Below are 22,013 nucleotides of genomic sequence, written 5' to 3' on the forward strand. Positions count from 1 at the left end.
GAGCTACATTAGGAGCTGAGTATGGCAAATTTTATTGATAGACGCCTAAACGCTAAAGGTAAAAGCACTGTAAACCGTCAACGATTTATTGAACGATATAAAAAACAAATCAAAAAGTCTGTCAGTGAAGCAGTGACACGCCGCAGCGTGACCGACATTGATAAAGGCGAGAAGATCAGTATTCCGACACGAGATATCAGTGAGCCCATTTTTCATCAAGGACAAGGTGGCATAAGAGAAAGAGTCCACCCAGGCAACGACCAATTTAATCAAGGCGATCAAATCGAGCGCCCTAAAGGTGGTGGTGCAGGTGAAGGAAGTGGCGAAGGTGATGCATCAAATTCTGGTGAAGGTAAAGATGAGTTTTTATTTGAGATATCAAATGATGAATACCTAGAATTGCTATTTGAAGATTTGGCTCTGCCTGACTTACAGCAAACCAACGCCAAACAAATGGTGGAATTTGAAACCTACCGCGCCGGTTTTACCAATGTCGGTGTACCTGCCAATATAAACATCGTTCGTTCTTTACGGTCTTCACATGCAAGACGCATTGCAATGACCGCAGGAAAAAAGAAAAAACTCGCACAATTAAAAGCTGAGTTATCAAATCTTGAAAACACTCCCGGTACCCAAGCTGAAGTTATAATCGATTTAAAACAACAAATTGACGACTTACAGAAAAAAATTGATAGCGTTCCTTTTATAGATAGTTTTGATTTACGTTTTAATAATTTTGCTAAGCGTGAAAAACCTTCAAGCCAAGCGGTAATGTTCTGCCTAATGGATGTCTCAGGTTCTATGGATCAAGCAACTAAAGACATGGCAAAGCGGTTTTATATCTTGTTATATCTTTTTCTAACGCAAACGTACAAAAACTTAGAAGTCGTTTATATACGCCATCATACTCAAGCTAAAGAAGTCGATGAGCATGAGTTTTTTTATTCACAAGAAACAGGCGGCACAATTGTATCAAGTGCATTGAATTTAATGCATGAAATCCAGCAGGAACGTTACCCTGCCGATGAATGGAATATCTATGCAGCACAGGCATCAGACGGCGACAATTGGGCTGATGACTCCCCTGTCTGTAAACAAGTTTTAGCAGAAAAGATTTTACCAGTATCTCGTTATTTCAGTTACATAGAAATTACCCGACGCGCCCACCAAACCCTTTGGCGAGAATACGAAAACCTACAACAAGATTATGCAAATATTGCAGTGCAACATATCCGTGAGGTGGATGATATCTACCCTGTTTTCCGTGAGTTATTTAAAAAGCAGCCTAGCTAAGGAGAACATGATGACGAATCATAAAGCCAAAGCAAAACAGCCATTAAGTGATGGGCCAGATTGGAGCTTTGATTTACTTGAAGCTTACATGACTGAAATTGAAAAAGTGGCTGCTTTTTATAAACTCGATAGCTACCCAAATCAAATTGAAGTGATCACTGCTGAGCAAATGATGGATGCATATGCAGGTATTGGTATGCCAATTGGTTACACTCATTGGTCTTTTGGTAAACGATTTATAGAAACTGAACAAGGTTACCGTCGTGGCCAAATGGGATTGGCCTATGAAATTGTAATTAACTCAGATCCTTGTATTGCTTATTTAATGGAAGAAAACACCATCACAATGCAAGCTTTGGTGATGGCTCATGCAAGCTTTGGACATAACAGTTTTTTTAAAAATAACTATTTGTTCAAAACTTGGACTGATGCAAGTTCAATTATCGACTATTTAGTTTTTGCTAAAAACTACATTCATGAGTGCGAGCTTAAATATGGAGTGGAACAAGTCGAGTTAACTGTAGATTCTTGCCATGCACTAATGAATTATGGTGTGGACCGATATAAGCGACCCGCTGAGGTGTCGTTTAAAGAAGAGCAAATGCGTCAAAAAGATCGTGAGAGCTACTTACAAAGTCAGGTGAACGACTTATGGCGAACGGTACCTAAAAACCTCGATGAAAACCAACAAGAAAACAGTGCATCCTTTCCTGATGAACCACAGGAAAATATTCTCTATTTTATTGAAAAAAATGCGCCACTGCTTGAGCCTTGGCAGCGAGAAATTGTAAGAATAGTTAGAAAAATGGCGCAATATTTTTACCCACAAAAACAAACCCAAGTCATGAATGAAGGCTGGGCAACGTTCTGGCATTACACCATCCTAAATCACATGTTTGATGAAGGTACTGTTACCGATAGGTTCATGCTTGAGTTCTTACAAAGCCACACAGGGGTTGTCGCACAACCTGCGTATAACAGTCCGTATTATAGTGGGATAAACCCTTATGCTTTAGGCTTTAACATGTTTGTAGATATCCGAAGAATATGTGAATCCCCTACTGAAGAAGATATAAAGTGGTTTCCTGATATCGCTGGCAGTGACTGGCTTACAACCGTTACCTTTGCGATGGAAAACTTTAAAGATGAAAGTTTTATCAGCCAATACCTTTCGCCTAAAGTGATCCGTGATTTTAAATTATTCAGTATTCTTGATGATGACAGCTGTAATCGATTATCAGTATCAGCTATTCACGATGATCGAGGTTACCACCTCATTCGTGAAAAACTATCGCAGCAGTATAATCTATCCAACCTTGAACCAAACATCCAAGTTCAACGAGTAGATATAAATGGTGATCGGTCATTAACATTACGGTATGTGCCAAACAATCGAATACCGCTAGCTGGGAGTCATGAAGAAGTGTTAAAACATTTACATCGTTTATGGGGCTTCGATGTCAGCATTGAACAAGTTGATGCAAGTGGTAAAACAACAGTCTTAGCTCAGTGTCCCACAAAGGAAGAACAGCAAAAAATGACTACACTATAGATAGCAATGGTTGATGGTTCACCTTTTTCAACACCAACAAAAAAACCAACCTCTCGGTTGGTTTTTTAATTGCTATTTTTATTTATCGTTTTTTGCAATTTCTGCAGGCATGTCATCACGTAGCTTTTGCCACATTATGCCACTGTTAATGCCGTTGGACTTCATCAGCGCAGGCACTTCAGTATATTTACCTTCCTGAGCTAATTTTTCTAGCGCTTTATAAAAATCCAGCGCAATAGTGCGTGCTTCTTGGCTTGAAAAGTAATAACGACCAACACGACTGTATAAGCCTTTAAAGCCGTTAAGAATTAATACATAAAGTGGATTTCCGGATGAAAAAGCCAAAGCATGATGTAATTCATAGTCATAATCAGCATACGCTTCAGCTGTTTCTTCTAACTCATGAATTTTGGCTAATACTTCTTGCGCTTTTTCAGGGTTATTTCGAACAGCACCACGAAAATAAATCGCACTGACGTTCGCCCTTGCTGATAACAATTGATCGACCAATAACGGAAAACCATCCGGATTAAGATCGGCAATAGTCTCAAGAATATTTAGCCCTGATGTTTCCCAAAAGTTATTTACTTGGGTTGGTTTACCATGCTGAATCTTAAGCCAGCCATCACGTGCTAATCGTTGAAGTACTTCACGTAACGTGGTTCTAGTGACACCAATTAACTCTGATAGTTCTCGCTCAGCAGGTAAAATTGAACCTGGTGGGAATTTATTTTCCCAAATAGAACGGACGATATACTTCTCTGCAAAACTTGCAGGACCTTTTGCATTGATAATTGTCAACTTGAACATCCTGTGATTACTCAATGAACTGATCATACCAGAGGTATTCCAAATAGGCACTATTGATAAAGGTCAAACACACTGTTCTTCAACGTTATTGGTGAATAAACAGACGATACAGGTGAAGAATGTGAGATAGGAGTTATATTCGTTATTTTTTTTCGTCCCAAAAATTAATTCGCATTACAATAGAAACCGTTTGCGCTAAACTAGCGCGAAAATTAATGGATGTAAGTTAGTGGTACAACTAACGAATTTTGAAACATCAAATAAAAGCAATATAAAACAACAACGTAAATAGAGTTAAGCTTTGTCATTTTGCAATCATTAGACAAAATAGTTTAGGGGCAAAATCACCAACCATAACAGCAGTTTTTGTTTTGGCTTAAATTGGTCTACAAAATTCCTTCCTCAAAAATTCACTATCGTAAATTCATAACTGGAGAGGCTATTATGCCGTCAACCACTGGTGCTGCGTTTTTTAGTAACTTTTTGGGTAACTCCCCAAAATGGTACAAATACGCAATATTATCGTTTCTTGTAATAAATCCCCTTTTATTCTTTTTAGTCAGTCCGTTCGTTGCCGGGTGGGTATTAGTAATAGAATTTATTTTTACCTTAGCTATGGCATTGAAGTGCTACCCACTTCAGCCTGGTGGTTTACTAGCGATACAGGCAGTCATGATTGGCATGACTTCCCCAACACAGGTACTGCATGAGATAGAAGCAAACTTAGAAGTTTTATTGCTACTCATATTTATGGTTGCTGGTATTTACTTCATGAAGCAGTTGCTTCTTTTTGTATTCACCAAAATGATCACTAAAGTACGCTCTAAAATCATTGTTTCAATGATGTTTTGCGTATCTTCCGCTTTCCTTTCCGCATTTTTAGACGCTTTAACTGTTATTGCCGTCATCATTGCGGTCGCAGTCGGGTTCTACTCTATTTATCATAAAGTTGCCTCAGGCAAAGACTTTAGCTGTGACAAAGAGCATGATCATACTTCAGAAGAGCGTGAACAACTTAACGATGAAGAACTTGAAGCTTTCCGTGGTTTTCTACGTAACTTGCTGATGCATTCAGGTGTTGGTACAGCACTTGGTGGTGTATGTACTATGGTTGGTGAACCACAAAACTTGATCATTGCAGCGCAAGCGCACTGGCAGTTTAGTGAGTTTTTCCTTCGCATGTCACCAGTCACTATGCCTGTGTTTATTGCTGGTATTACAACCTGTTTCTTGGTCGAGAAATTTAAATTATTCAGCTATGGTGCACAATTACCAGATGCTGTTCATAAAATTCTAAGTGACTATTCAGATTACGAAGATCAAAATCGTACTAAAGCGGATAAAGTGAAGTTACTTGTTCAAGCATTGGTAGGGGTTTGGCTAGTTATTGGTCTTGCATTCCATTTAGCTTCTGTCGGACTGATTGGTTTATCTGTGATTATTTTAACCACAGCATTTAATGGCGTTACAGATGAACATGCATTGGGTAAAGCATTTGAAGAAGCCTTACCCTTTACAGCACTATTAGCCGTGTTTTTTGCTGTTGTCGGCGTAATCATTGACCAACACTTATTCGCGCCAGTGATTCAATGGGCATTAAGCTTTGAAGGAAACGCGCAACTTGTTATCTTCTATATTGCCAATGGATTACTGTCCATGGTGAGTGATAACGTCTTTGTCGGAACAGTTTATATTAACGAAGTTAAAGCCGCTCTTATCAATGGTCAAATCACCCGCGATCAATTTGACTTACTTGCCGTTGCAATTAACACAGGTACTAATCTACCTTCAGTGGCAACACCAAACGGCCAAGCCGCATTCTTGTTCTTATTAACGTCTGCATTAGCACCATTAGTTAGATTGTCATACGGCCGTATGGTTTGGATGGCTTTGCCTTATACGATTGTGTTATCTATCGTCGGTATTATTGCAATTGAATCAGGTTTCTTAACCGATATGACGCAATACTATTATGATAATCAAATCATTATTCACCATTCAGCCAAAGATATTGGTGGAATTTCGGTTGGACATTAATGCCAATTTGAATTAAGTTTGACCTGAAAACACCCTCAATCGAGGGTGTTTTTTTATCGTCATAAATCGACAGGAGATTGATTTGACTGGTTTACAGGAATTTACTCGTTCGCGTACTGCATGGCTAATGCTACTTTTATCCGCAATAGGCCTAGAAGCAGCTGCATTATTCTTTCAGTACGTAATGGAATTAGACCCTTGTGTCATGTGTATCTATGTACGTGTGGCTGTATTAGGGTTAATCATTGCAGGAATTATAGGCGCCTTAGCACCTAAATTCTGGTTAACTCGCTTTCTTGGTCTCATTGGTTGGGGAGTCAGCGGCGTTTGGGGCTTATCGTTATCGCTTGAGTTAAATGAATTACAAGTTAATCCATCACCATTTTCTACTTGTTCGTTTTTCCCAGAGTTTCCAACTTGGATGCCATTAGATCAGTGGCTGCCTTCGGTCTTTTCTCCAACGGGTATGTGTAGCGATGATCCTTGGACATTTTTGTCAGTGAGTATGGCGCAGTGGATGGTTGTCACTTTTGTTATCTATCTACTCGTTCTGGCGGTGATGTTATTTCCAGCAATAAAACCATTAAAGCGCAGCTAACACCACGAAGTTGATTCGTTTATAAAAGAAAAAGCACTCAATCAGAGTGCTTTTTTTTGTGGTCAATCGAACCTAACTTCACTTGTTCTACCCCGTAGGGTTAATCTAGGTCTTTCAAGGGCCACAGAACAATATGGTCAAAAACATCTTTAACTCGTTTCTCGTTAATGGTTTTCCCCTTAACTGAGATACCCGCTGCGTGCATTGCCTCTTTTGAACCGGTTAATAATGGATGCCAAGAAGGAAGCTCCCTGCCATCGTGCAGACGCTTATAAGCACAAGAGTCAGGCAACCAAGTTAACTCTGCAATATTATCGACGGTAATCGCTGTACAAGCTGGCACATATTTAAATCGTTCAGGATAATGACGACAGGCGCACGTATCATCATCGAGTAGATGACAAGCAGCATCTGTGTAATACAGATCCTCGGTTTCATCATCAATTAACTTATTCAGACAACACTTACCACAACCATCGCACAATGACTCCCATTGCACGGTGGTAAGTTGGTTAAGCTTTTTTTCAACCCAAAAAGACATAGTTCAATACGGTAATAACTTACAATTCCAGTATTGTATCATTATTTAATAGGAGGATTTTTGATTCGTTCAGATAGATAGGTCACAGTCAGTAAGAAATGTTCTTTCTTTGACCAAGCTTGCAGCAGTCGGAAATTATTATAAACCAGATACTCTCGGCCCTTCTCGCCATCAGGCATTAAGAAAGACACTTGCATGTCATCACGTTTAGGTAAATCATTGCCGTTGTATCGACGAACGCCCAGCTCTTGCCACTCATTAAATGTTTGAGTGTGGTCAGCACCAATCAGATACTGCGGAACTGGATTAACTGAACTAACTTGTCTTCCCCAAGTTTCATCGTTTTTCCATCCGGTATCTTTAAGCATTGCAGCTGCAGTAGCAAAAGCGTCAAATTGGTTGTTCCAAATGTCTTTGTTTCCATCTCCATTGCCATCCTGGGCATAGGCTAGATATTGAGATGGCATTAACTGCATATGACCCATAGCACCTGTTGAGGAACCAATTAATTGCTCATAGGTAACTTGTTGGCTATCGATAATTTGCAGTGCTGCGATAAACTCATCGATGTAAAACTGTTCTTTTACACCTGAATAAGCGTTAGAAGCAGTGACAGATAAAATAGGAAAATTCCCCTTCTGTTCACCAAATTCTGATGTCATTCCCCATAAGGCGACGAGAAAACGAGGCTGAACACCGTAACGGTCACCCAGCGTAATTAACGCATCTTCTTGTTCTTTAAACATTACCCTAGCAGTGCTGACTGTTATTTCAGGTGCATTTTGTGGAATATAACTTTCTAGATTAATGCTCTTATCAGCGCCGTTAACAGTGGCACGTTTAAACACTTTTATTTTCGAAAAGTGTTTATTAATAGTATTTTGTGAAACACCAGCCTGTATTGCTTTGTCTTTTAATGAAGCTAAATAATCATCGAAAGTAACGGTTTGCTGTGCATGAGCAATGTTAAAAGTAATCAGAGAGATGACTACTGATGAAATGATCTTCCCAATCATAAAATGTCCTAAGTTAACTCATTACTGCTGTTTTTGTTCTTATTAACTAAACGTTAACACATTTGTGTTAACGTCGAAATACTAAAATTGATAACTGTATTAAAAACAAGCTATTGTAAATTTTATATCATTTAAAAAAACGCTTTTCAGACCAATAAACTATCACTGTAATAACAGGCTACGCTAGTCTTTTATCCCTAAACTTTTTCTGTGTTCATCTAACAAATTCGTGACAGGAGGCGGGATTTGTAAATAAAAGCCTTTATCAGCTAATTCTGATTTGACCTTCTCAATATCAGCCATCGCTAACTCAGTACGTTTGGATAAAGGCACCATCATAACCAATTTTGGAGTGCCAAACATTTGCATTAATGCTTCAGGTACAGCGTCAAAAACATCACGTTTTTCAACGAATAAGTAAGTATCAATTTTTCGGCTGCTTTTATATACTGCGCATATCATTTTGAAGTTAAATTCCTATGTTTCTTGCTTGATAGTCAACAACGCACACTATAACATGGACAGTCATAATTTAATTGCAAATCAGTTCACACACTGAAATTTTTGGAGATTAACGCCTGGATGGCCACACAAAGTCTTGAGCTCAAAGCGACCTCTTTTACTCTTTCAGTTCTTCATATCAATACACACGATATAAGTGCGATAGCTGCTGATTTAGACAGAAAGCTATCTCAAGCACCGCAATTCTTTATCGGCGCACCATTAATTTTAAATTTAAGTGCGATAGAACAACACGACGTTAATCTTGCTGCATTAAAACAACTTCTTACTGATAACCAATTAATCATCGTTGGTGTAACATCTGCAAACGATGATATTAGTAAACAAGCAAAATCGTTAGGCCTTGCAGTCGTTAAATCGGGCAAACAAGCCAAGAATATGCCAGCCCCAACCAAAGAAACCAAAATCATTAAACAAAATGTACGTTCAGGGCAGCAAATTTATGCAAAAAATGCTGACTTAGTCATTTTTGGTGCGGTTGGTAATGGCGCAGAAGTGATTGCGGATGGTAGCATTCATATATATGGCGCTTTACGAGGTAAAGCAATGGCGGGAGCTTCAGGTGATCGCAATAGCATCATCATAGCCAATAGCCTTGACGCCGAATTAGTATCAATTGCTGGACAATATTGGCTAGCAGAACATTTGCAGCAGCATTGTAGCGATCAACGCGGTTGTGTTCGTCTTAATGACGAAACACTCATGGTTGAATCATTGCCTCAATAGTTGGCAACATAAAAGGATATAATAACAAATGGCACAAATAATTGTTGTCACATCAGGTAAAGGTGGCGTAGGTAAAACAACTTCGAGTGCAGCTATTGCGACAGGTTTAGCACTTAAAGGAAAAAAGACTGTTGTTATCGATTTCGATATCGGTTTACGTAATCTTGATTTAATTATGGGTTGTGAGCGCAGAGTTGTTTATGACTTCGTCAACGTTATCAACGGTGAAGCTAATCTCAATCAAGCACTAATTAAAGATAAACGTTGTGATAAGCTATTTATTTTACCAGCGTCACAAACCCGTGATAAAGATGCACTGACTAAAGAAGGTGTAGGCGGAGTGCTTGATGAACTCAGCAAAGACTTTGACTATATTGTTTGTGACTCACCAGCGGGTATTGAACAAGGTGCAATGATGGCCTTGTATTTTGCAGACATCGCTATTGTAACGACTAACCCAGAAGTGAGTTCTGTACGAGATTCAGACCGTATTCTTGGTATGTTACAAAGTCGCTCTCGTCGTGCAGAACAAAATCTTGAACCAATTCAAGAGTTTTTATTATTAACTCGCTATTCACCTGCTAGAGTTAAAACAGGTGAAATGTTAAGTGTCGAAGACGTATCAGAAATTTTAGCCATTAAATTAGTCGGTGTAATTCCTGAATCACAAGCAGTATTAAAAGCATCAAACTCTGGTATTCCAGTCATTAACGATGAAGAAAGTGATGCAGGTTTAGCGTACGCTGACACTGTGGCGCGTTTACTTGGTGATGAAGTACCATTTCGTTTTCTGACAGAAGAGAAAAAGGGATTCTTAAAAAGGATATTTGGTAGCTAACTATGTCTATACTTGATTATTTTAGAAGCAATAAAAAAACCAACACAGCGGTGACAGCCAAAGAGCGTCTGCAAATTATCGTTGCACATCAACGTGGTGAACGTGATGCCCCTGATTACTTCCCAAAAATGAAACAAGAGATCATTGAAGTTATCCGCAAGTACGTTCATATCTCTGAGGATCAGGTATCAGTTCAGCTTGACCAAAATGATGACAAGCTGTCGGTACTTGAGTTAAACGTCACTTTACCTGATGGCAAATAACGTTTTTCAGGTCATAGCTTACTAAGTTGAACCTCACTATAAAAAAGCCAAGATAAACACGTATCTTGGCTTTTTTAATATCGTTAACTCAATAGCCTTGCTGACTATATAAAAGTTCCTTTCGTGTTAACCAAACTTTATTCCTTCTAGGCTATCTTTAATGATGCTCGCTCGCCAGCCGGTTAATAATAATGGCGTGTCTGTTTGTTTTTTATGATAGAGCCACAGTAAAAATTCATGAATGAGACGTTTAGAGCCAATAAACTCAATCGCGACATCATGTTGCTCAGCCAGTTGCGTGAGGATCACTTTAACTTCTTTAAATGAGGCTTTATAACCATTTTTAAGGGCTATCACGTCCACAGCTTCTGGTAAATTTTCTAAATCTGCTGTTTGAAGCAGTTTGATGATCTCTTTACCATGGAAACGCTTTTCATGATCGGTTAAGTCATTTAATTGATTCAACTCGACTACCGTTTTCGGCTGTTTTTTTGCTAAAGCGATTAAGGCATGATCTTTAATGATAAAGCCAAGTGCAGAATCTTTCTTTAATGCTTTTTGTAAACGCCAAGTGGCCAATACTTTCAAGTAAGCCAATTGTTTTGGGAATAACTGAAACGCATTTTTCACCTTTAAATAAGCAAACTCTTCATCAGGCGGCGTTAAACGCCCTTCTGTCATCCGCTCCCCCTCTTCCAGCAACCAATCCATGCGGCTGGCTTGATTAACCTTTTCAAGTAATTGTGGGTAAAGGCTATATAAATAGTAAACGTCATTCGCGGCATATTGTAATTGTGCATCGGTTAACGGACGTTTCATCCAATCAGTTCGTGACTCGCCTTTATCAATCTCAATGTCTAAAAACATATTAACCAATTTTGCGTAACCAACCCCATGTCCCAAACCACATAAGCTAGCGGCAATTTGGCTATCAAATAAAGGACTTGGCTGGCATTGTCCGTAACGTGCGAACACTTCTAAATCTTCACTACAAGAATGCACAAGTTTAGTAATTGAAGTATTTGTTAATAACTCCCAAAAACACGATAAATCTGGTAGAGCAACGGGATCGATTAGCGCCAATGTTTTGCCATCATAGGCTTGAATAAGACCCAACTTTGCGTAGTAGGTTCTTGTTCTTACGAATTCAGTGTCTAAGACCAGTAATTCACTTTGTTGATATTGTGCCACTAACGCTTCTAAACTTGCTTGGTCACTAATGTATTCGAACGATAACAAAATTCACTCCAGTATTAACTTATCGCCAATGAAAGGTCTAAATAGGATGCATTAAAAAGCCGGCAACTGCCGGCTTTACTTTACGCTGATTTAACTTCGTCTCGAAGCTCTCGTCGTAAAATCTTACCTACATTGGATTTTGGTAACTCATCTCTGAATTCTACCAGCTTTGGTACCTTATATCCTGTTAAATGATGACGACAATGTTTAATAATATCGCTATCAGTTAAGCTGTTATCTTTTGCGACGACAAATACTTTAACTAATTCACCGCTGGCTTCATTTGGAACACCAACAGCCGCAACCTCAATGACTTTAGGATGCAGTGCAATGACATCTTCAACTTCATTTGGAAATACATTAAAACCTGATACCAAAATCATGTCTTTTTTACGGTCAACAATGAAAAAGAATCCTTTTTCATCCATATAGCCAATATCACCAGTCGCTAGCCAACCGTCTTTGTCGATGACTTTTGCTGTTTCTTCTGGTCGCTGCCAGTAGCCTTGCATGACTTGCGGACCTTTCGCAAATAGCTCACCAGTTTCACCTTGGGCTAATACATTACCTTCATCATCACGCACTTGTATGTCAGTTGAAGGCGCAGGGAAACCAATTGATCCGTTATAACCATCAAGATTATAAGGACAACACGTTACCAGTGGCGATGCTTCAGTTAACCCATAACCTTCAAGTAATCGTGTCTTAGTAATGCTTTGCCATTTGTCAGCAACGGCTTTTTGTACGGCCATTCCGCCGCCAATAGAAAGCTTTAAGCGGCTGAAATCAAGACTATTAAAGTCTTCATCATTAACTAGGGCGTTGAATAACGTGTTAACCCCTGTCAGCGCTGTAAAAGGATACTTCTTTAACTCGCCAACGAACGCTGGTAAATCACGAGGGTTAGTAATTAATAAGTTTTTACTGCCTTTATGTAAAAACAGCAAACAGTTAACAGTGAGTGCGAAGATGTGATAAAGCGGCAATGCAGTAACGACAAATTCGGTACCATCTTTCAAAGCTGGCGAATAGGCACCATTGGCTTGCAAAACATTACTCACAACGTTTTTATGACTCAACATCGCGCCTTTTGAAACACCCGTAGTACCACCGGTATATTGCAAGAAAGACAAATCCTCTGGTGAAATCTCAGGTTTTACGTATTGTAAACGACGGCCTTTACTTAAAGACTGCCTAAAAGACAATGCATGGGGCAAGTTGTATTTAGGCACCATCTTCTTGATGTACTTAACCACGAAGTTGACTAAGGTTCTTTTGGGTGCACTCAGTTGATCACCTAACCCAGTGATGATCACCGATTCTACAGGCGTTTCTGAAACTACTTCTTCCAATGTACGTGCAAAATTCGACACAACGACAATGGCTTTAGCACCAGAATCAACTAACTGATGTTTTAATTCTCTTGGGGTATATAGAGGGTTAACATTAACCACGACCATGCCCGCACGTAATACACCAAATAATGCAATTGGGTATTGCAGTAAATTAGGCATCATCAAGGCGACTCTGTCGCCTTTTTCTAACTTGAGTTCATTTTGTAAATAGGCTGCAAATGCACGACTTCTTTCTTCTAACTTCCTATAAGTCAGTGTCGCCCCCATATTGATAAACGCAGGTTGGTCAGCATATTTAGCTACCGCAGATTCAAACATATCGACAAGGGTTGAAAATTGCGCTGAGTCAATTTCTGCCGGTACGTGTTCTGGTAAATTATTAATCCAAGGCTGGTCCACAAAATTCTCCTATTTATCCTGACCATTGCTAAGAAGACGGGCTTCAATTTTTACAAGGTCGAAGATCACTGCACTTAAAACTAGCTGATATTTTTATTATTGTTATGAGTTGCAGTAAAAACGTTATTGATAGTTATTATTCTTGAGCCGCAAAAAATCATACGACCGTTTTAATTCAGACCATAATCACATAAATAAATTAAAAATCCTAGTGATTTTAAAACAAAGAAAGCTTAATTTAGAATAAATGTTCTAATCGTGTTAGCAACTTGTGCTGCGCTTCCCATATGTAAATGGTGATCGCCTTTAATCTGCACATTCGTAAGCTGTGTAAACCACAGCTTAGCTTGCGGTATTGCCAATTTTAACTGTTTATAGCCCTCTTCGGCTAATATTAATAAACAAGGGGTATCACTGACGCTCATTAAAACATCAACCTGTTCAAAGGTTAATCTATAAGGAGAATCCAGTTTCAAACGAGGATCACTTTTCCAACAATATTGATGATCTTTGATTTCAAGATTTCGCTTTATAATTAACTCACACCACTTAGGATCCATACCAGTGAGCTTATGACGGGCATTTACGGCCCGCTCAAGCGTTAAGTTTGATGATGATTCAGGTTGTTTCTGCCCCTGAATCCCAGCTTGATTGAATCTGATATGCTGCTGAAAGCTTCGATTAACTCTTGCTTTAGATTTCGACACATCTTCAAATAATGGCGATAAAGCTTCAATTAATATGAGTTGCTTTAAGCTATCAGGGAAAGCCGCATTATAAGCTGCCGCAACTATCCCACCTAAAGAGTGTCCGATAACGGTTACAGGCTGGTCCTGCTTAAGTAATAAAACGAGTTCGTGCAAATCGTAGAGGTAATCAATCCAATGCAAAGGATATTGCCCTGGACGATGTTGAGATAAGCCATGACCAGGCCAATCTACGGCAATAATTTGATAATCTGTAAGTACTTGCTGCTCAGATAGCGCATTAACTAACGGTACGAAGCTGTCAGCATTATCTAACCAACCATGTAAAGCCAGTAAAACGGGTTTGTTACTACTTCCATATCGCTTTGCTGCTAAACGAATATGAGCCAATTGAAAATCGACATCTTCAAATTCTAATGCCGCATCAATTGGCTCATTCATCATTGTCTTCTTTATCAGTTATAGCGTGGTTATTTCGCTTTTTTAACAAATTTTAAAGTCATACGATCACTTTCACCAATCGCGAGATATTTGTCTTTGTCCTGAGCTTCAAGGGCTAAACGTGGCGGTAATGTCCAAACACCTTTTGGATAATCTTTTGTATCCTTAGGGTTGGCATTCACTTCCGATGACGCCGCTAATGTAAAGCCTACTTTTTCAGCCAGTGCAATCATTTCAGCCTGATCCATATAGCCGCTATCAAATGACATACCAGGGTTTGCACGATGTTCAACCACACCAAAAACACCGCCATCTTTTAGTACATTAAAAGAAGCTGTAAAAGCATTTTCAAGTTGTTTCTGGCCAGCCCAATTATGTAAGTTACGGAATGTTAATACATAGTCAGCACTGTTATCTTCACCTAAAACAACAGATGCAGGTGGCTGAAAAGTCACCGTTTTAGCATTACCTACAGCGTCTTTGTTATCAGCTAACCAGCTTTGAAACTTTTTACCTGCTTTAGCGTAATATTGAGTGCGCTTGGTATCTTCTTTTGGATTGGTTTCAAAAATACCACCGATGTACTGACCTTTTTCTGCAAGGTAAGGTGCCAAGATTTCAGCATACCAACCGCCGCCAGGCCAAAGCTCAATAACGGTATCATCCGCTTGAACACCTAGAAAAGCTAAGGTTTCAGCAGGATGACGATATCCATCACGGGCTGAATTTTTTTCGCTTCTGAAGCTACTTGCTACAGCTTCTGCGAGTTGAGGGTTAACTTTAACAGCTTGTGCTTTGTCACTTGTTGAATGACCGTGCTCATGTGCAACCACATTTGTACTGATGGTCGATAGACCAATCGAACTTAAACCTAACATTGTGGTTAACAATAACGTACGTTTCATTGTCTTCTCCCTGAAGAAATTGTTTTAAAAAACAGCAACTGATACGGCAAAAATTGCTAAGTTGATCACTCTAAACTGTTTCTGGCTTTTTGTCGTCTACTCTTCGCCAACACATCCATAACATAGTGCAGCTAAACACTAACCAGATTATTACCCAAAGCCAAGCTGGTAGCCATGTTAACTGTGATAGCTTAGCCGCATCTCCTTGAGTTGATAAACCAAAAAGAATTGTCGGGCTCGCCATAGCATTAAGCACAATCATCAAGCCCAGTGTTCGTAACAAACTGTTAAGCCAGGCAACATTATTAAATTTAAGCGGCATTAGAAACACAACGGCTAACGAAATTAAAATGAATATGGTTAATAAATCTCTCGCCCAGAAAATTAATGATGCGAGGACTGTTGTACCAAGAATGCCTAAGGTAAATTTAATGCCCGCTCGCCAAGTCGCCAATAAGAAGATGATATACCCCCACAGCGCAGCACCGAAATAGCCACTAAAAGTGATGAAAGGTGCAAAGCCCCCTTGGGTAAAACATAAGCCCGCACCATTAGGAAATAGTTGAATTTGAGTGACAATGCCACCACTGGCTATAGCCGCTAATCCGTGGGAAATCTCATGAAAATAGCTTTCAAACCATTTAAAAGGAATACTGATAATAGGCAGTTTAGTAATCAGAAAAGCAATCAGTAGTTCAAAAAAGAAAAGCCCTTTAGAAGGAATAGCGGATAAGCGAGCAGGCTTAGGATCATGCATATAAATCAATACCCACCATTTGTTGAATTTGCTCTCGTTGAGCAGCATGTTGGTTTAATAAGTATTCTTTAATCGCACCTCCACTTCCTTGAACATGCTGTTGCTGTGATGCGTTAAAATGCGTTTGCTTGTCGTACTGCAGTTTTGCATCGACGGCATCGTTAATATCAGATTGCTCAACAAAGGCAACGTGCGCATTAGTCGGTTCAGCTGCCTTGGTCAAGGTTTCTTGTTTTGTCGCAGAAGTATGATTCACTTCAGAGACTTGGCGAGAACGAGTTAACCTATCAACTGTCGATTGTTGATTACTTACCGCTTGGTTATTTTGACTATTATTATCAGCAATCTTGTTTGTGTCAGTTCTTAATGTAAATGGATTATAAGAAGACAAAGGCTGAATTGATGATTGCATTGTATGAAGCAAATTGTCCTCCTATTTAACTAAACACATGCTTAACTACATTATTAGAAAGCTAATATTAAACCTATACTTAGCTAATAATAAGCCAAGAGTTAAACATAAACTCATCAATCAAATAAAGCTAACCTATTATTCGCGCCCTGGTAATTTTTTCCAAGTCACCGTATCACACAAATACACGGGAGCAAGCTCATCCACAGGAGTCGATAAACCTTGCTTATATCCCAATTGCGCAAGTGTTAACATCGCTTTGGCATCGGGTAATTTAATATCACTCATTTGTGTAGAATCAAGATTTGACAATAAATCAGGATATGCATCAAACCCAGTGCCACACAGTGTGATCGTTTGCTCAGTATCTAACAGTATATTTACTTGCTCTGGAGTAGATACATGTTCTTCGCCAACTAACGTTGCAATACCATCTGAATTAGTAAACTGTCCCCAGTATATTTCATTCATTCTTGCATCAATGGCTACAAATACTTGTTTAGCACTGTCAGTGTCAATAACCATTTGTGCCATTGCTGCCAAAGTAGAAATACCGATAACAGGTATATCATGTCCTAGTGCTAAGCCTTGAGTCATACTTGTACAGATTCGAATTCCAGTAAAACTACCTGGCCCACGCCCATATGCAATCAAGTTTACATCTGCAATCTTAATATTTGCTTCTTTCAATACTTCATCAACCATTGGCAATAAACGCTGGCTATGTTCTCTTGGTGCGTTTGCTGAACGACAATGTAAATCTTGGTTATGCAACAGCGCTGCCGAGCAAGATTCTGTGCAAGTATCTAATGCAAGTATTGTTAAATCTGAATCAATGTGAGCCATGTAAGACGTGTTAACCCTAGAGTAATTCGGTAAATAATGGTCGCTATAATAACTTATGGGATACTTTTTAAAAAGCGTAACGCAGTATCTAAATCACGAGTCCTGCTCATTGGCGGTAATGAATTGATGAATGCTTCGCCATAGGGTCTATTTACAATACGGTTGTCACACAGTATTAATACCCCTCTGTCTTTCTCGTCCCTAATAAGACGACCTACACCTTGCTTTAAGCTAATAACGGCTTGAGGTAATGATATAGACGTAAAAGGATCGTTATGACTTCTCTCAGCGTTTGCCGCTCTAGCGCGATATAACGTGTCATCAGGAGAAACAAAAGGCAATTTGTCGATGATTACGCAGCTAAGTAACCGCCCTCTCACATCAATACCTTCCCAAAAGCTACTTGTCCCCAGCAATACACCATTACCGAGTTGGCGAAATTTATTTAACAAGCTTTGCTTACTCGCCTGTCCTTGTATCAACAAAGGATAATTCACTTTACGTTGAAGCATTCTCGCAACTTGCTGCAGCATATGATGACTGGTGAATAAAATAAAAGTCCGTCCTTGAGCTGCATTAATTGCTTGAGTACAGACATCTACGAGTTGATTAACATTAGCTTCAGTTTGACCAGACTTAGCAAGATGTCTTGGCACACAAAATAATGCTTGGTTTGGATAATCAAACGGACTATCTAAGATAATTTGCTTTGCTTTACCCAACCCCAACTCGTCAGCAAAATGTTTAAGCTGTCGGTTCACTTGTAACGTCGCCGAGGTAAAAATCCATTGAGTTTGTTTATCAAACAATTGCTGACATTGCTTTGCGATATTAATCGGTGCAATTCTTAACATAGTAAATCGACCACTAGGTTCAACACTGTAAGCGGCATTTTGATCATTACATTCAAAGTACAGTTGAAGCTGTGCAACGATTGAAGAGAGTTGACCTACTACATTATCTAACGTTTCACTGCGGCCAACATGTTCTGTAGTCACAGCAAGCAACGTCGTCAGTTCATTCAATAAATCCCAAGATTGTGTGGCTAAATCTTTATTTGAAATAACGTGGCGCCAATCTGTGACATCCTCCTCAAGCAATGCATTTTGCCAACGAGATAACTTCACTAATAGTCGTTGACTCAGCTGATCCAATTGAATGCTGTCTCTTAGCTCTGTTCGATACACATCAATAATTTGATTTAGCACTCTGTCGATATCACGCGTCGCAATTTGTTGACCAAAATAGTTAATGCAAACATCAGGAACCAAGTGAGCTTCATCAAAAACGACGACATCGGCTTCTGGTAATAATTCTGCAAATCCTGTGTCTTTTAGTAATCGGTCGGCAAAGAATAAATGATGATTAACCACAACAATTTTCGCATCTTGCGCTTTAATCTTGGCTTTACGACTAAAACAGGCATCGTAATAACTGCACTTTTTACCAGTGCAGCTTTCTTTGGTGCTGGTGACTGTGGCAATGGTGGCCGAATGTTCTGCTACTGAGGTTAAGTTACCAATATCACCATCTTTGGTCATACTAGCCCATTGATTTATCTTGATCAGCTCATCAACCACTTGCGGTGACATTTGACTTATTTTTTGTAAGTTCTTTTCCAACCTAAGTTGACATAAGTAATTACTGCGACCTTTTAGTAGCGCCGTTTTGGGCGCGACAGAAAACATGGTTAATAATAGTGGTAAGTCTTTGAAGAAAAGCTGTTCTTGCAGGTTTTTACTCCCTGTACTAATGATGACTTGCTTGCCACTTAATAATGCAGGGATCAGATAAGCAAACGTTTTACCTACACCTGTACCTGCTTCTAAAATTAAATTGTGTTTTTCACTGATGGCACTCGTCACAGCCAAAGCCATGTCATACTGACTTTGCCTTGGACGATATTGATGAACACTTTTTGCTAAAGCGCCCTGAGGAGAAAAAGCCAAGTCGACTTCTTTGTGTAATTTGCTGCTCACTATGATGCTTAATCTTGCCTTTTTAGTGGAAAAAACAAATAACCGTACTCGGCCATCTATCAAGCTTTTCATTATCCAATGATTTACAACAGTAAACAATGAAATAAAGTTTCTTTGAGTTAAAGCTTTTCATTGATGATTGCGACAATAAATATTGATTTATCAGAATTAAACACCTTACCTGTATATACAAACAGAGTAAAAATAAGCCTAAAAATCATACTGATATAAGATATATTTTTTATTTAGCAAAAAAATGCAAATAGTGTTTATTCTGTATTGCAAACAAAATTAAAAGGGGTTAGATTGTTTGTAATGAAATTACACAAGCTAATTTAATAGAGAATTTATTATGTTCATCCGAATCAATACAAACCATCATCATCACCATTTGCGGTAGCCTTCGGATGCTTACTGCCGGAGGACTATTTCCTTCAGGCGGTTGTAAAAACATACACAAACCCCTGAAAGAAATTTCAGGGGTTTTTTAGTTTTAGGCTTTAAATAATTGTTTTTATATCAAATTTAATAGGAATTACATCATGAGCGAAAATAACAGACTGCGTATTGCAATTCAAAAATCAGGTCGCCTTTCAAAAGAATCACAGAAATTACTTAAAAGTTGTGGCGTAAAGTTCAACGTAAACGAACAACGTTTAATTGTACACGCTGACAACATGCCTATCGATTTACTGCGTGTACGTGATGATGATATCCCTGGCTTGGTTATGGATGGTGTCGTTGATTTAGGTATTATTGGCGAGAATGTTCTTGAAGAAGAACAAATAGAACGTCAAACACTTGGTAAGCCAGCTGACTGTGTAAAATTACGTGAATTAGATTTCGGAGCATGTCGCCTTTCACTCGCTGTTCCAAATGAATTTAGCTATGAAGATGCAAGCTCACTAGAAGGTTTACGTATTGCGACTTCTTATCCAAACCTTCTACGTCGTTACATGCAACAAAAAGGCATTAACTATAGCGACTGTATGTTAAAAGGTTCGGTTGAAGTTGCCCCACGTGCAGGATTAGCTGACGGTATCTGTGATTTAGTTTCAACAGGTGCAACTCTTGAAGCGAATGGTTTATACGAAACAGATATCATCTATCAATCAATGGCATGCATTATTCAATCAGCTGAGGAGCAAGTACCAGCAAAACAAGCACTCATCGATAAAATCCTTTCGCGCATGAACGGCGTCGTACGTGCTCGTGAAAGCAAGTACATTCTACTGCACGCACCGAGAGAAACTCTTGATCAAATCGTTGCACTATTACCGGGTGCTGAAAACCCAACCGTATTACCACTCAATGATGATACTGATCGGGTCGCAATCCATGCCGTTAGCACTGAAGATTTATTCTGGGACACAATGGAAGAGTTAACCGCACTGGGTGCGAGTTCAATCCTTGTTATGCCTATCGAAAAAATGGCCGGTTAACTAACACATTTGTCGTAGTGGAGCTGCACATGCAAACACAGCAAACAATGCAAATTCTAGATTGGAATGAATTAAGTTCAACAAAGCAAAAAACTGCGCTAAATCGCTCGCCATTAGTTGGTGACAATAGTGTTGAGCGTTCAGTTAGAGACATCATCAACACCGTTGTGGCTGATGGTGACAGCGCTTTAGTCAAATATAGTCAGCAATTCGATGGGGTTAGTATCGATTCCATTGCTATGTCTGATGATGATATCTCACTAGCTTGTACCAGAGTATCTGAAGAGGTTAAGTCTGCTGTTGCTAATGCAGTGAATAATATTGAAACGTTTCACCAAGCACAAACATTCCAAGCAATTGATGTAGAAACGCAACCCGGTGTTCGCTGTGAGCTTCGCTCTGAGCCAATTCAGAAAGTCGGTTTATACATACCTGGCGGCAGTGCGCCGCTAATTTCAACGGTAATGATGCTGGCTTTACCAGCTAAAATTGCAGGCTGTGAGCAACGTGTTTTAGTCAGTCCTCCACCAATTAATGACGCGATTGTTTATGCAGCAAAGGTCTGTGGCATCACAGAAATTTATCAGGTTGGTGGTGCACAGGCTATCGCTGCCCTCGCCTTTGGTACAGAATCGGTGCCAAGTGTTGATAAAATCTTCGGCCCCGGTAATCGCTTTGTCACTGAAGCTAAACGTTTAGTTTCACAAGATGGCCGCTGCAGCGTCGCAATTGATATGCCAGCTGGCCCATCGGAAGTGCTTGTCATTGCAGACGAACTCGCAAATCCAGCCTTCATCGCGGCTGATTTGTTATCCCAAGCAGAACACGGGCCTGATTCACAGGTTATGTTAGTCACAGATTCTGAATCAGTGGCTAATGAAGTCAACCGAGAGCTCAGTAAACAACTTAACGTCTTATCTCGACAAGATATAGCCGCACAAGCACTCAGTTGCAGCCGGTCTATCATTGTTGATGATATGGCTCAAGCAGCCATGGTATCTAACCTTTATGGTCCTGAGCACTTAATCATACAATCTGAAAAACCTCGTGATGTATTAACCAATATTCGAGCCGCAGGTAGTGTTTTTCTAGGGGCATATACGCCAGAATCAGTTGGCGATTACGCGAGTGGAACCAACCATGTATTACCAACTTACGGATATAGTCGCAGCGTTTCTAGTTTGTCATTAGCTGATTTTTCTCGCCGATTTACCGTACAAGAATTAACTCCACAAGGCTTACAAGGTCTTGGCGAAACAGTCATGGTACTAGCAGAAAATGAGTTACTTGATGCTCATAAAAATGCCGTAGCCATTCGCTTAAATAGCTTATAAA

At 39.4% G+C, this 22,013-nt stretch carries 21 protein-coding genes; 9 read left to right on the forward strand and 12 right to left on the reverse strand.

Annotated features, from left to right (window positions below; translation table 11 throughout):
• Positions 1 to 21 precede the first annotated feature (21 nt).
• Complete coding sequence (locus tag SJ2017_RS11500; protein WP_080915851.1) at positions 22 to 1,293, forward strand: YeaH/YhbH family protein; 1,272 nt, start codon at positions 22 to 24, stop codon at positions 1,291 to 1,293.
• Positions 1,294 to 1,303: 10 nt separating this feature from the next.
• On the forward strand, positions 1,304 to 2,845 hold the full coding sequence (locus tag SJ2017_RS11505; RefSeq protein ID WP_080915852.1) for a SpoVR family protein: 1,542 nt from the start codon (positions 1,304 to 1,306) through the stop codon (positions 2,843 to 2,845).
• Between the two features lie 78 nt (positions 2,846 to 2,923).
• On the opposite strand, the gene fadR is transcribed toward SJ2017_RS11505, so the two are convergent.
• Positions 2,924 to 3,640, reverse strand: coding sequence for a fatty acid metabolism transcriptional regulator FadR (gene fadR, locus SJ2017_RS11510; RefSeq protein WP_372036970.1), 717 nt, complete (start codon positions 3,638 to 3,640; stop codon positions 2,924 to 2,926).
• 459 nt (positions 3,641 to 4,099) lie between these two features.
• On the opposite strand from fadR, the gene nhaB reads away from it, so the two are divergent.
• Positions 4,100 to 5,692, forward strand: a complete 1,593-nt coding sequence (gene nhaB / locus SJ2017_RS11515) for a sodium/proton antiporter NhaB (protein ID WP_080915853.1) — start codon at positions 4,100 to 4,102, stop codon at positions 5,690 to 5,692.
• An 82-nt stretch (positions 5,693 to 5,774) separates the two neighbouring features.
• Entirely contained in the window at positions 5,775 to 6,290 is a 516-nt protein-coding gene (gene dsbB, locus SJ2017_RS11520) for a disulfide bond formation protein DsbB (RefSeq protein WP_080915854.1), read from the forward strand.
• Positions 6,291 to 6,390: 100 nt separating this feature from the next.
• Here the strand turns inward: dsbB and SJ2017_RS11525 are convergent, their stop codons facing one another.
• The 3 genes from SJ2017_RS11525 to SJ2017_RS11535 all read right to left on the reverse strand — a co-directional run bounded on the left by SJ2017_RS11525 (position 6,391) and on the right by SJ2017_RS11535 (position 8,309).
• Positions 6,391 to 6,831 carry a YcgN family cysteine cluster protein gene (locus tag SJ2017_RS11525; RefSeq protein ID WP_055023198.1) on the reverse strand — a complete coding sequence of 147 codons (441 nt, stop codon included), beginning with the start codon at positions 6,829 to 6,831 and terminating at the stop codon, positions 6,391 to 6,393.
• Between the two features lie 41 nt (positions 6,832 to 6,872).
• Positions 6,873 to 7,847 (reverse strand): lytic murein transglycosylase, encoded by a 975-nt coding sequence (locus SJ2017_RS11530; RefSeq protein WP_080915855.1) that lies wholly within the window; start codon positions 7,845 to 7,847, stop codon positions 6,873 to 6,875.
• A gap of 183 nt (positions 7,848 to 8,030) precedes the next feature.
• On the reverse strand, positions 8,031 to 8,309 hold the full coding sequence (locus tag SJ2017_RS11535; RefSeq protein WP_055023200.1) for a YcgL domain-containing protein: 279 nt from the start codon (positions 8,307 to 8,309) through the stop codon (positions 8,031 to 8,033).
• A 120-nt stretch (positions 8,310 to 8,429) separates the two neighbouring features.
• Here SJ2017_RS11535 and minC point away from each other — a divergent pair, with 120 nt between their 5' ends.
• Genes minC through minE form a run of 3 tightly spaced genes read left to right on the forward strand, consistent with a single transcriptional unit; the run spans position 8,430 to position 10,196 of the window.
• Positions 8,430 to 9,095: a septum site-determining protein MinC gene (minC, locus tag SJ2017_RS11540; RefSeq protein WP_080915856.1), complete on the forward strand. Its 666-nt coding sequence runs from the start codon at positions 8,430 to 8,432 to the stop codon at positions 9,093 to 9,095.
• 28 nt (positions 9,096 to 9,123) lie between these two features.
• Entirely contained in the window at positions 9,124 to 9,933 is an 810-nt protein-coding gene (gene minD, locus SJ2017_RS11545; RefSeq protein WP_055023202.1) for a septum site-determining protein MinD, read from the forward strand.
• A 2-nt stretch (positions 9,934 to 9,935) separates the two neighbouring features.
• Complete coding sequence (minE, locus tag SJ2017_RS11550) at positions 9,936 to 10,196, forward strand: cell division topological specificity factor MinE (protein ID WP_055023203.1); 261 nt, start codon at positions 9,936 to 9,938, stop codon at positions 10,194 to 10,196.
• Positions 10,197 to 10,322: 126 nt separating this feature from the next.
• On the opposite strand, the gene rnd is transcribed toward minE, so the two are convergent.
• The 8 genes from rnd to SJ2017_RS11590 all read right to left on the reverse strand — a co-directional run bounded on the left by rnd (position 10,323) and on the right by SJ2017_RS11590 (position 19,236).
• Positions 10,323 to 11,435: a ribonuclease D gene (rnd, locus tag SJ2017_RS11555; protein WP_080915857.1), complete on the reverse strand. Its 1,113-nt coding sequence runs from the start codon at positions 11,433 to 11,435 to the stop codon at positions 10,323 to 10,325.
• Positions 11,436 to 11,515: 80 nt separating this feature from the next.
• On the reverse strand, positions 11,516 to 13,189 hold the full coding sequence (gene fadD, locus SJ2017_RS11560) for a long-chain-fatty-acid--CoA ligase FadD (RefSeq protein ID WP_080915858.1): 1,674 nt from the start codon (positions 13,187 to 13,189) through the stop codon (positions 11,516 to 11,518).
• A gap of 233 nt (positions 13,190 to 13,422) precedes the next feature.
• Positions 13,423 to 14,340 carry an alpha/beta fold hydrolase gene (locus SJ2017_RS11565; RefSeq protein WP_080915859.1) on the reverse strand — a complete coding sequence of 306 codons (918 nt, stop codon included), beginning with the start codon at positions 14,338 to 14,340 and terminating at the stop codon, positions 13,423 to 13,425.
• Positions 14,341 to 14,366: 26 nt separating this feature from the next.
• Entirely contained in the window at positions 14,367 to 15,242 is an 876-nt protein-coding gene (locus SJ2017_RS11570; RefSeq protein WP_080915860.1) for a class I SAM-dependent methyltransferase, read from the reverse strand.
• A gap of 70 nt (positions 15,243 to 15,312) precedes the next feature.
• Positions 15,313 to 15,999 (reverse strand): M50 family metallopeptidase, encoded by a 687-nt coding sequence (locus SJ2017_RS11575; RefSeq protein ID WP_080915861.1) that lies wholly within the window; start codon positions 15,997 to 15,999, stop codon positions 15,313 to 15,315.
• A complete protein-coding gene (locus SJ2017_RS11580) occupies positions 15,992 to 16,423 on the reverse strand; it encodes a hypothetical protein (protein WP_156003249.1) in 432 nt (143 codons plus the stop codon). Before SJ2017_RS11580 ends, SJ2017_RS11575 begins: the two co-directional genes overlap by 8 nt.
• Positions 16,424 to 16,549: 126 nt before the next feature.
• The gene (gene tsaB / locus SJ2017_RS11585) at positions 16,550 to 17,257 is read right to left on the reverse strand and encodes a tRNA (adenosine(37)-N6)-threonylcarbamoyltransferase complex dimerization subunit type 1 TsaB (protein ID WP_080915863.1); all 708 of its coding nucleotides are present in this window, start codon (positions 17,255 to 17,257) and stop codon (positions 16,550 to 16,552) included.
• A 53-nt stretch (positions 17,258 to 17,310) separates the two neighbouring features.
• Entirely contained in the window at positions 17,311 to 19,236 is a 1,926-nt protein-coding gene (locus tag SJ2017_RS11590; protein WP_244899679.1) for a DNA repair helicase YoaA, read from the reverse strand.
• A gap of 542 nt (positions 19,237 to 19,778) precedes the next feature.
• Between SJ2017_RS11590 and hisG the strand changes: the two genes are divergently transcribed.
• Both hisG and hisD read left to right on the forward strand, forming a co-directional pair.
• Positions 19,779 to 20,678, forward strand: coding sequence for an ATP phosphoribosyltransferase (gene hisG, locus SJ2017_RS11595; RefSeq protein ID WP_055023212.1), 900 nt, complete (start codon positions 19,779 to 19,781; stop codon positions 20,676 to 20,678).
• A gap of 47 nt (positions 20,679 to 20,725) precedes the next feature.
• Positions 20,726 to 22,012 carry a histidinol dehydrogenase gene (gene hisD / locus SJ2017_RS11600; protein ID WP_080917467.1) on the forward strand — a complete coding sequence of 429 codons (1,287 nt, stop codon included), beginning with the start codon at positions 20,726 to 20,728 and terminating at the stop codon, positions 22,010 to 22,012.
• Position 22,013: the final 1 nt, after the last annotated feature.

This window comes from Shewanella japonica (assembly GCF_002075795.1).
Lineage (GTDB): Bacteria > Pseudomonadota > Gammaproteobacteria > Enterobacterales > Shewanellaceae > Shewanella > Shewanella japonica.

Coding starts and splice junctions, on each gene's coding strand:
- SJ2017_RS11530 (WP_080915855.1), bottom strand. CDS start 7,847: ATGATTGGGAAGATCATTTCATCAGTAGTCATCTCTCTGATTACTTTT.
- hisG (WP_055023212.1), top strand. CDS start 19,779: ATGAGCGAAAATAACAGACTGCGTATTGCAATTCAAAAATCAGGTCGC.
- nhaB (WP_080915853.1), top strand. CDS start 4,100: ATGCCGTCAACCACTGGTGCTGCGTTTTTTAGTAACTTTTTGGGTAAC.
- SJ2017_RS11525 (WP_055023198.1), bottom strand. CDS start 6,831: ATGTCTTTTTGGGTTGAAAAAAAGCTTAACCAACTTACCACCGTGCAA.
- SJ2017_RS11565 (WP_080915859.1), bottom strand. CDS start 14,340: ATGATGAATGAGCCAATTGATGCGGCATTAGAATTTGAAGATGTCGAT.
- minD (WP_055023202.1), top strand. CDS start 9,124: ATGGCACAAATAATTGTTGTCACATCAGGTAAAGGTGGCGTAGGTAAA.
- hisD (WP_080917467.1), top strand. CDS start 20,726: ATGCAAATTCTAGATTGGAATGAATTAAGTTCAACAAAGCAAAAAACT.
- SJ2017_RS11535 (WP_055023200.1), bottom strand. CDS start 8,309: ATGATATGCGCAGTATATAAAAGCAGCCGAAAAATTGATACTTACTTA.
- minE (WP_055023203.1), top strand. CDS start 9,936: ATGTCTATACTTGATTATTTTAGAAGCAATAAAAAAACCAACACAGCG.
- SJ2017_RS11575 (WP_080915861.1), bottom strand. CDS start 15,999: ATGCATGATCCTAAGCCTGCTCGCTTATCCGCTATTCCTTCTAAAGGG.
- SJ2017_RS11500 (WP_080915851.1), top strand. CDS start 22: ATGGCAAATTTTATTGATAGACGCCTAAACGCTAAAGGTAAAAGCACT.
- SJ2017_RS11505 (WP_080915852.1), top strand. CDS start 1,304: ATGACGAATCATAAAGCCAAAGCAAAACAGCCATTAAGTGATGGGCCA.
- minC (WP_080915856.1), top strand. CDS start 8,430: ATGGCCACACAAAGTCTTGAGCTCAAAGCGACCTCTTTTACTCTTTCA.
- tsaB (WP_080915863.1), bottom strand. CDS start 17,257: ATGGCTCACATTGATTCAGATTTAACAATACTTGCATTAGATACTTGC.
- SJ2017_RS11570 (WP_080915860.1), bottom strand. CDS start 15,242: ATGAAACGTACGTTATTGTTAACCACAATGTTAGGTTTAAGTTCGATT.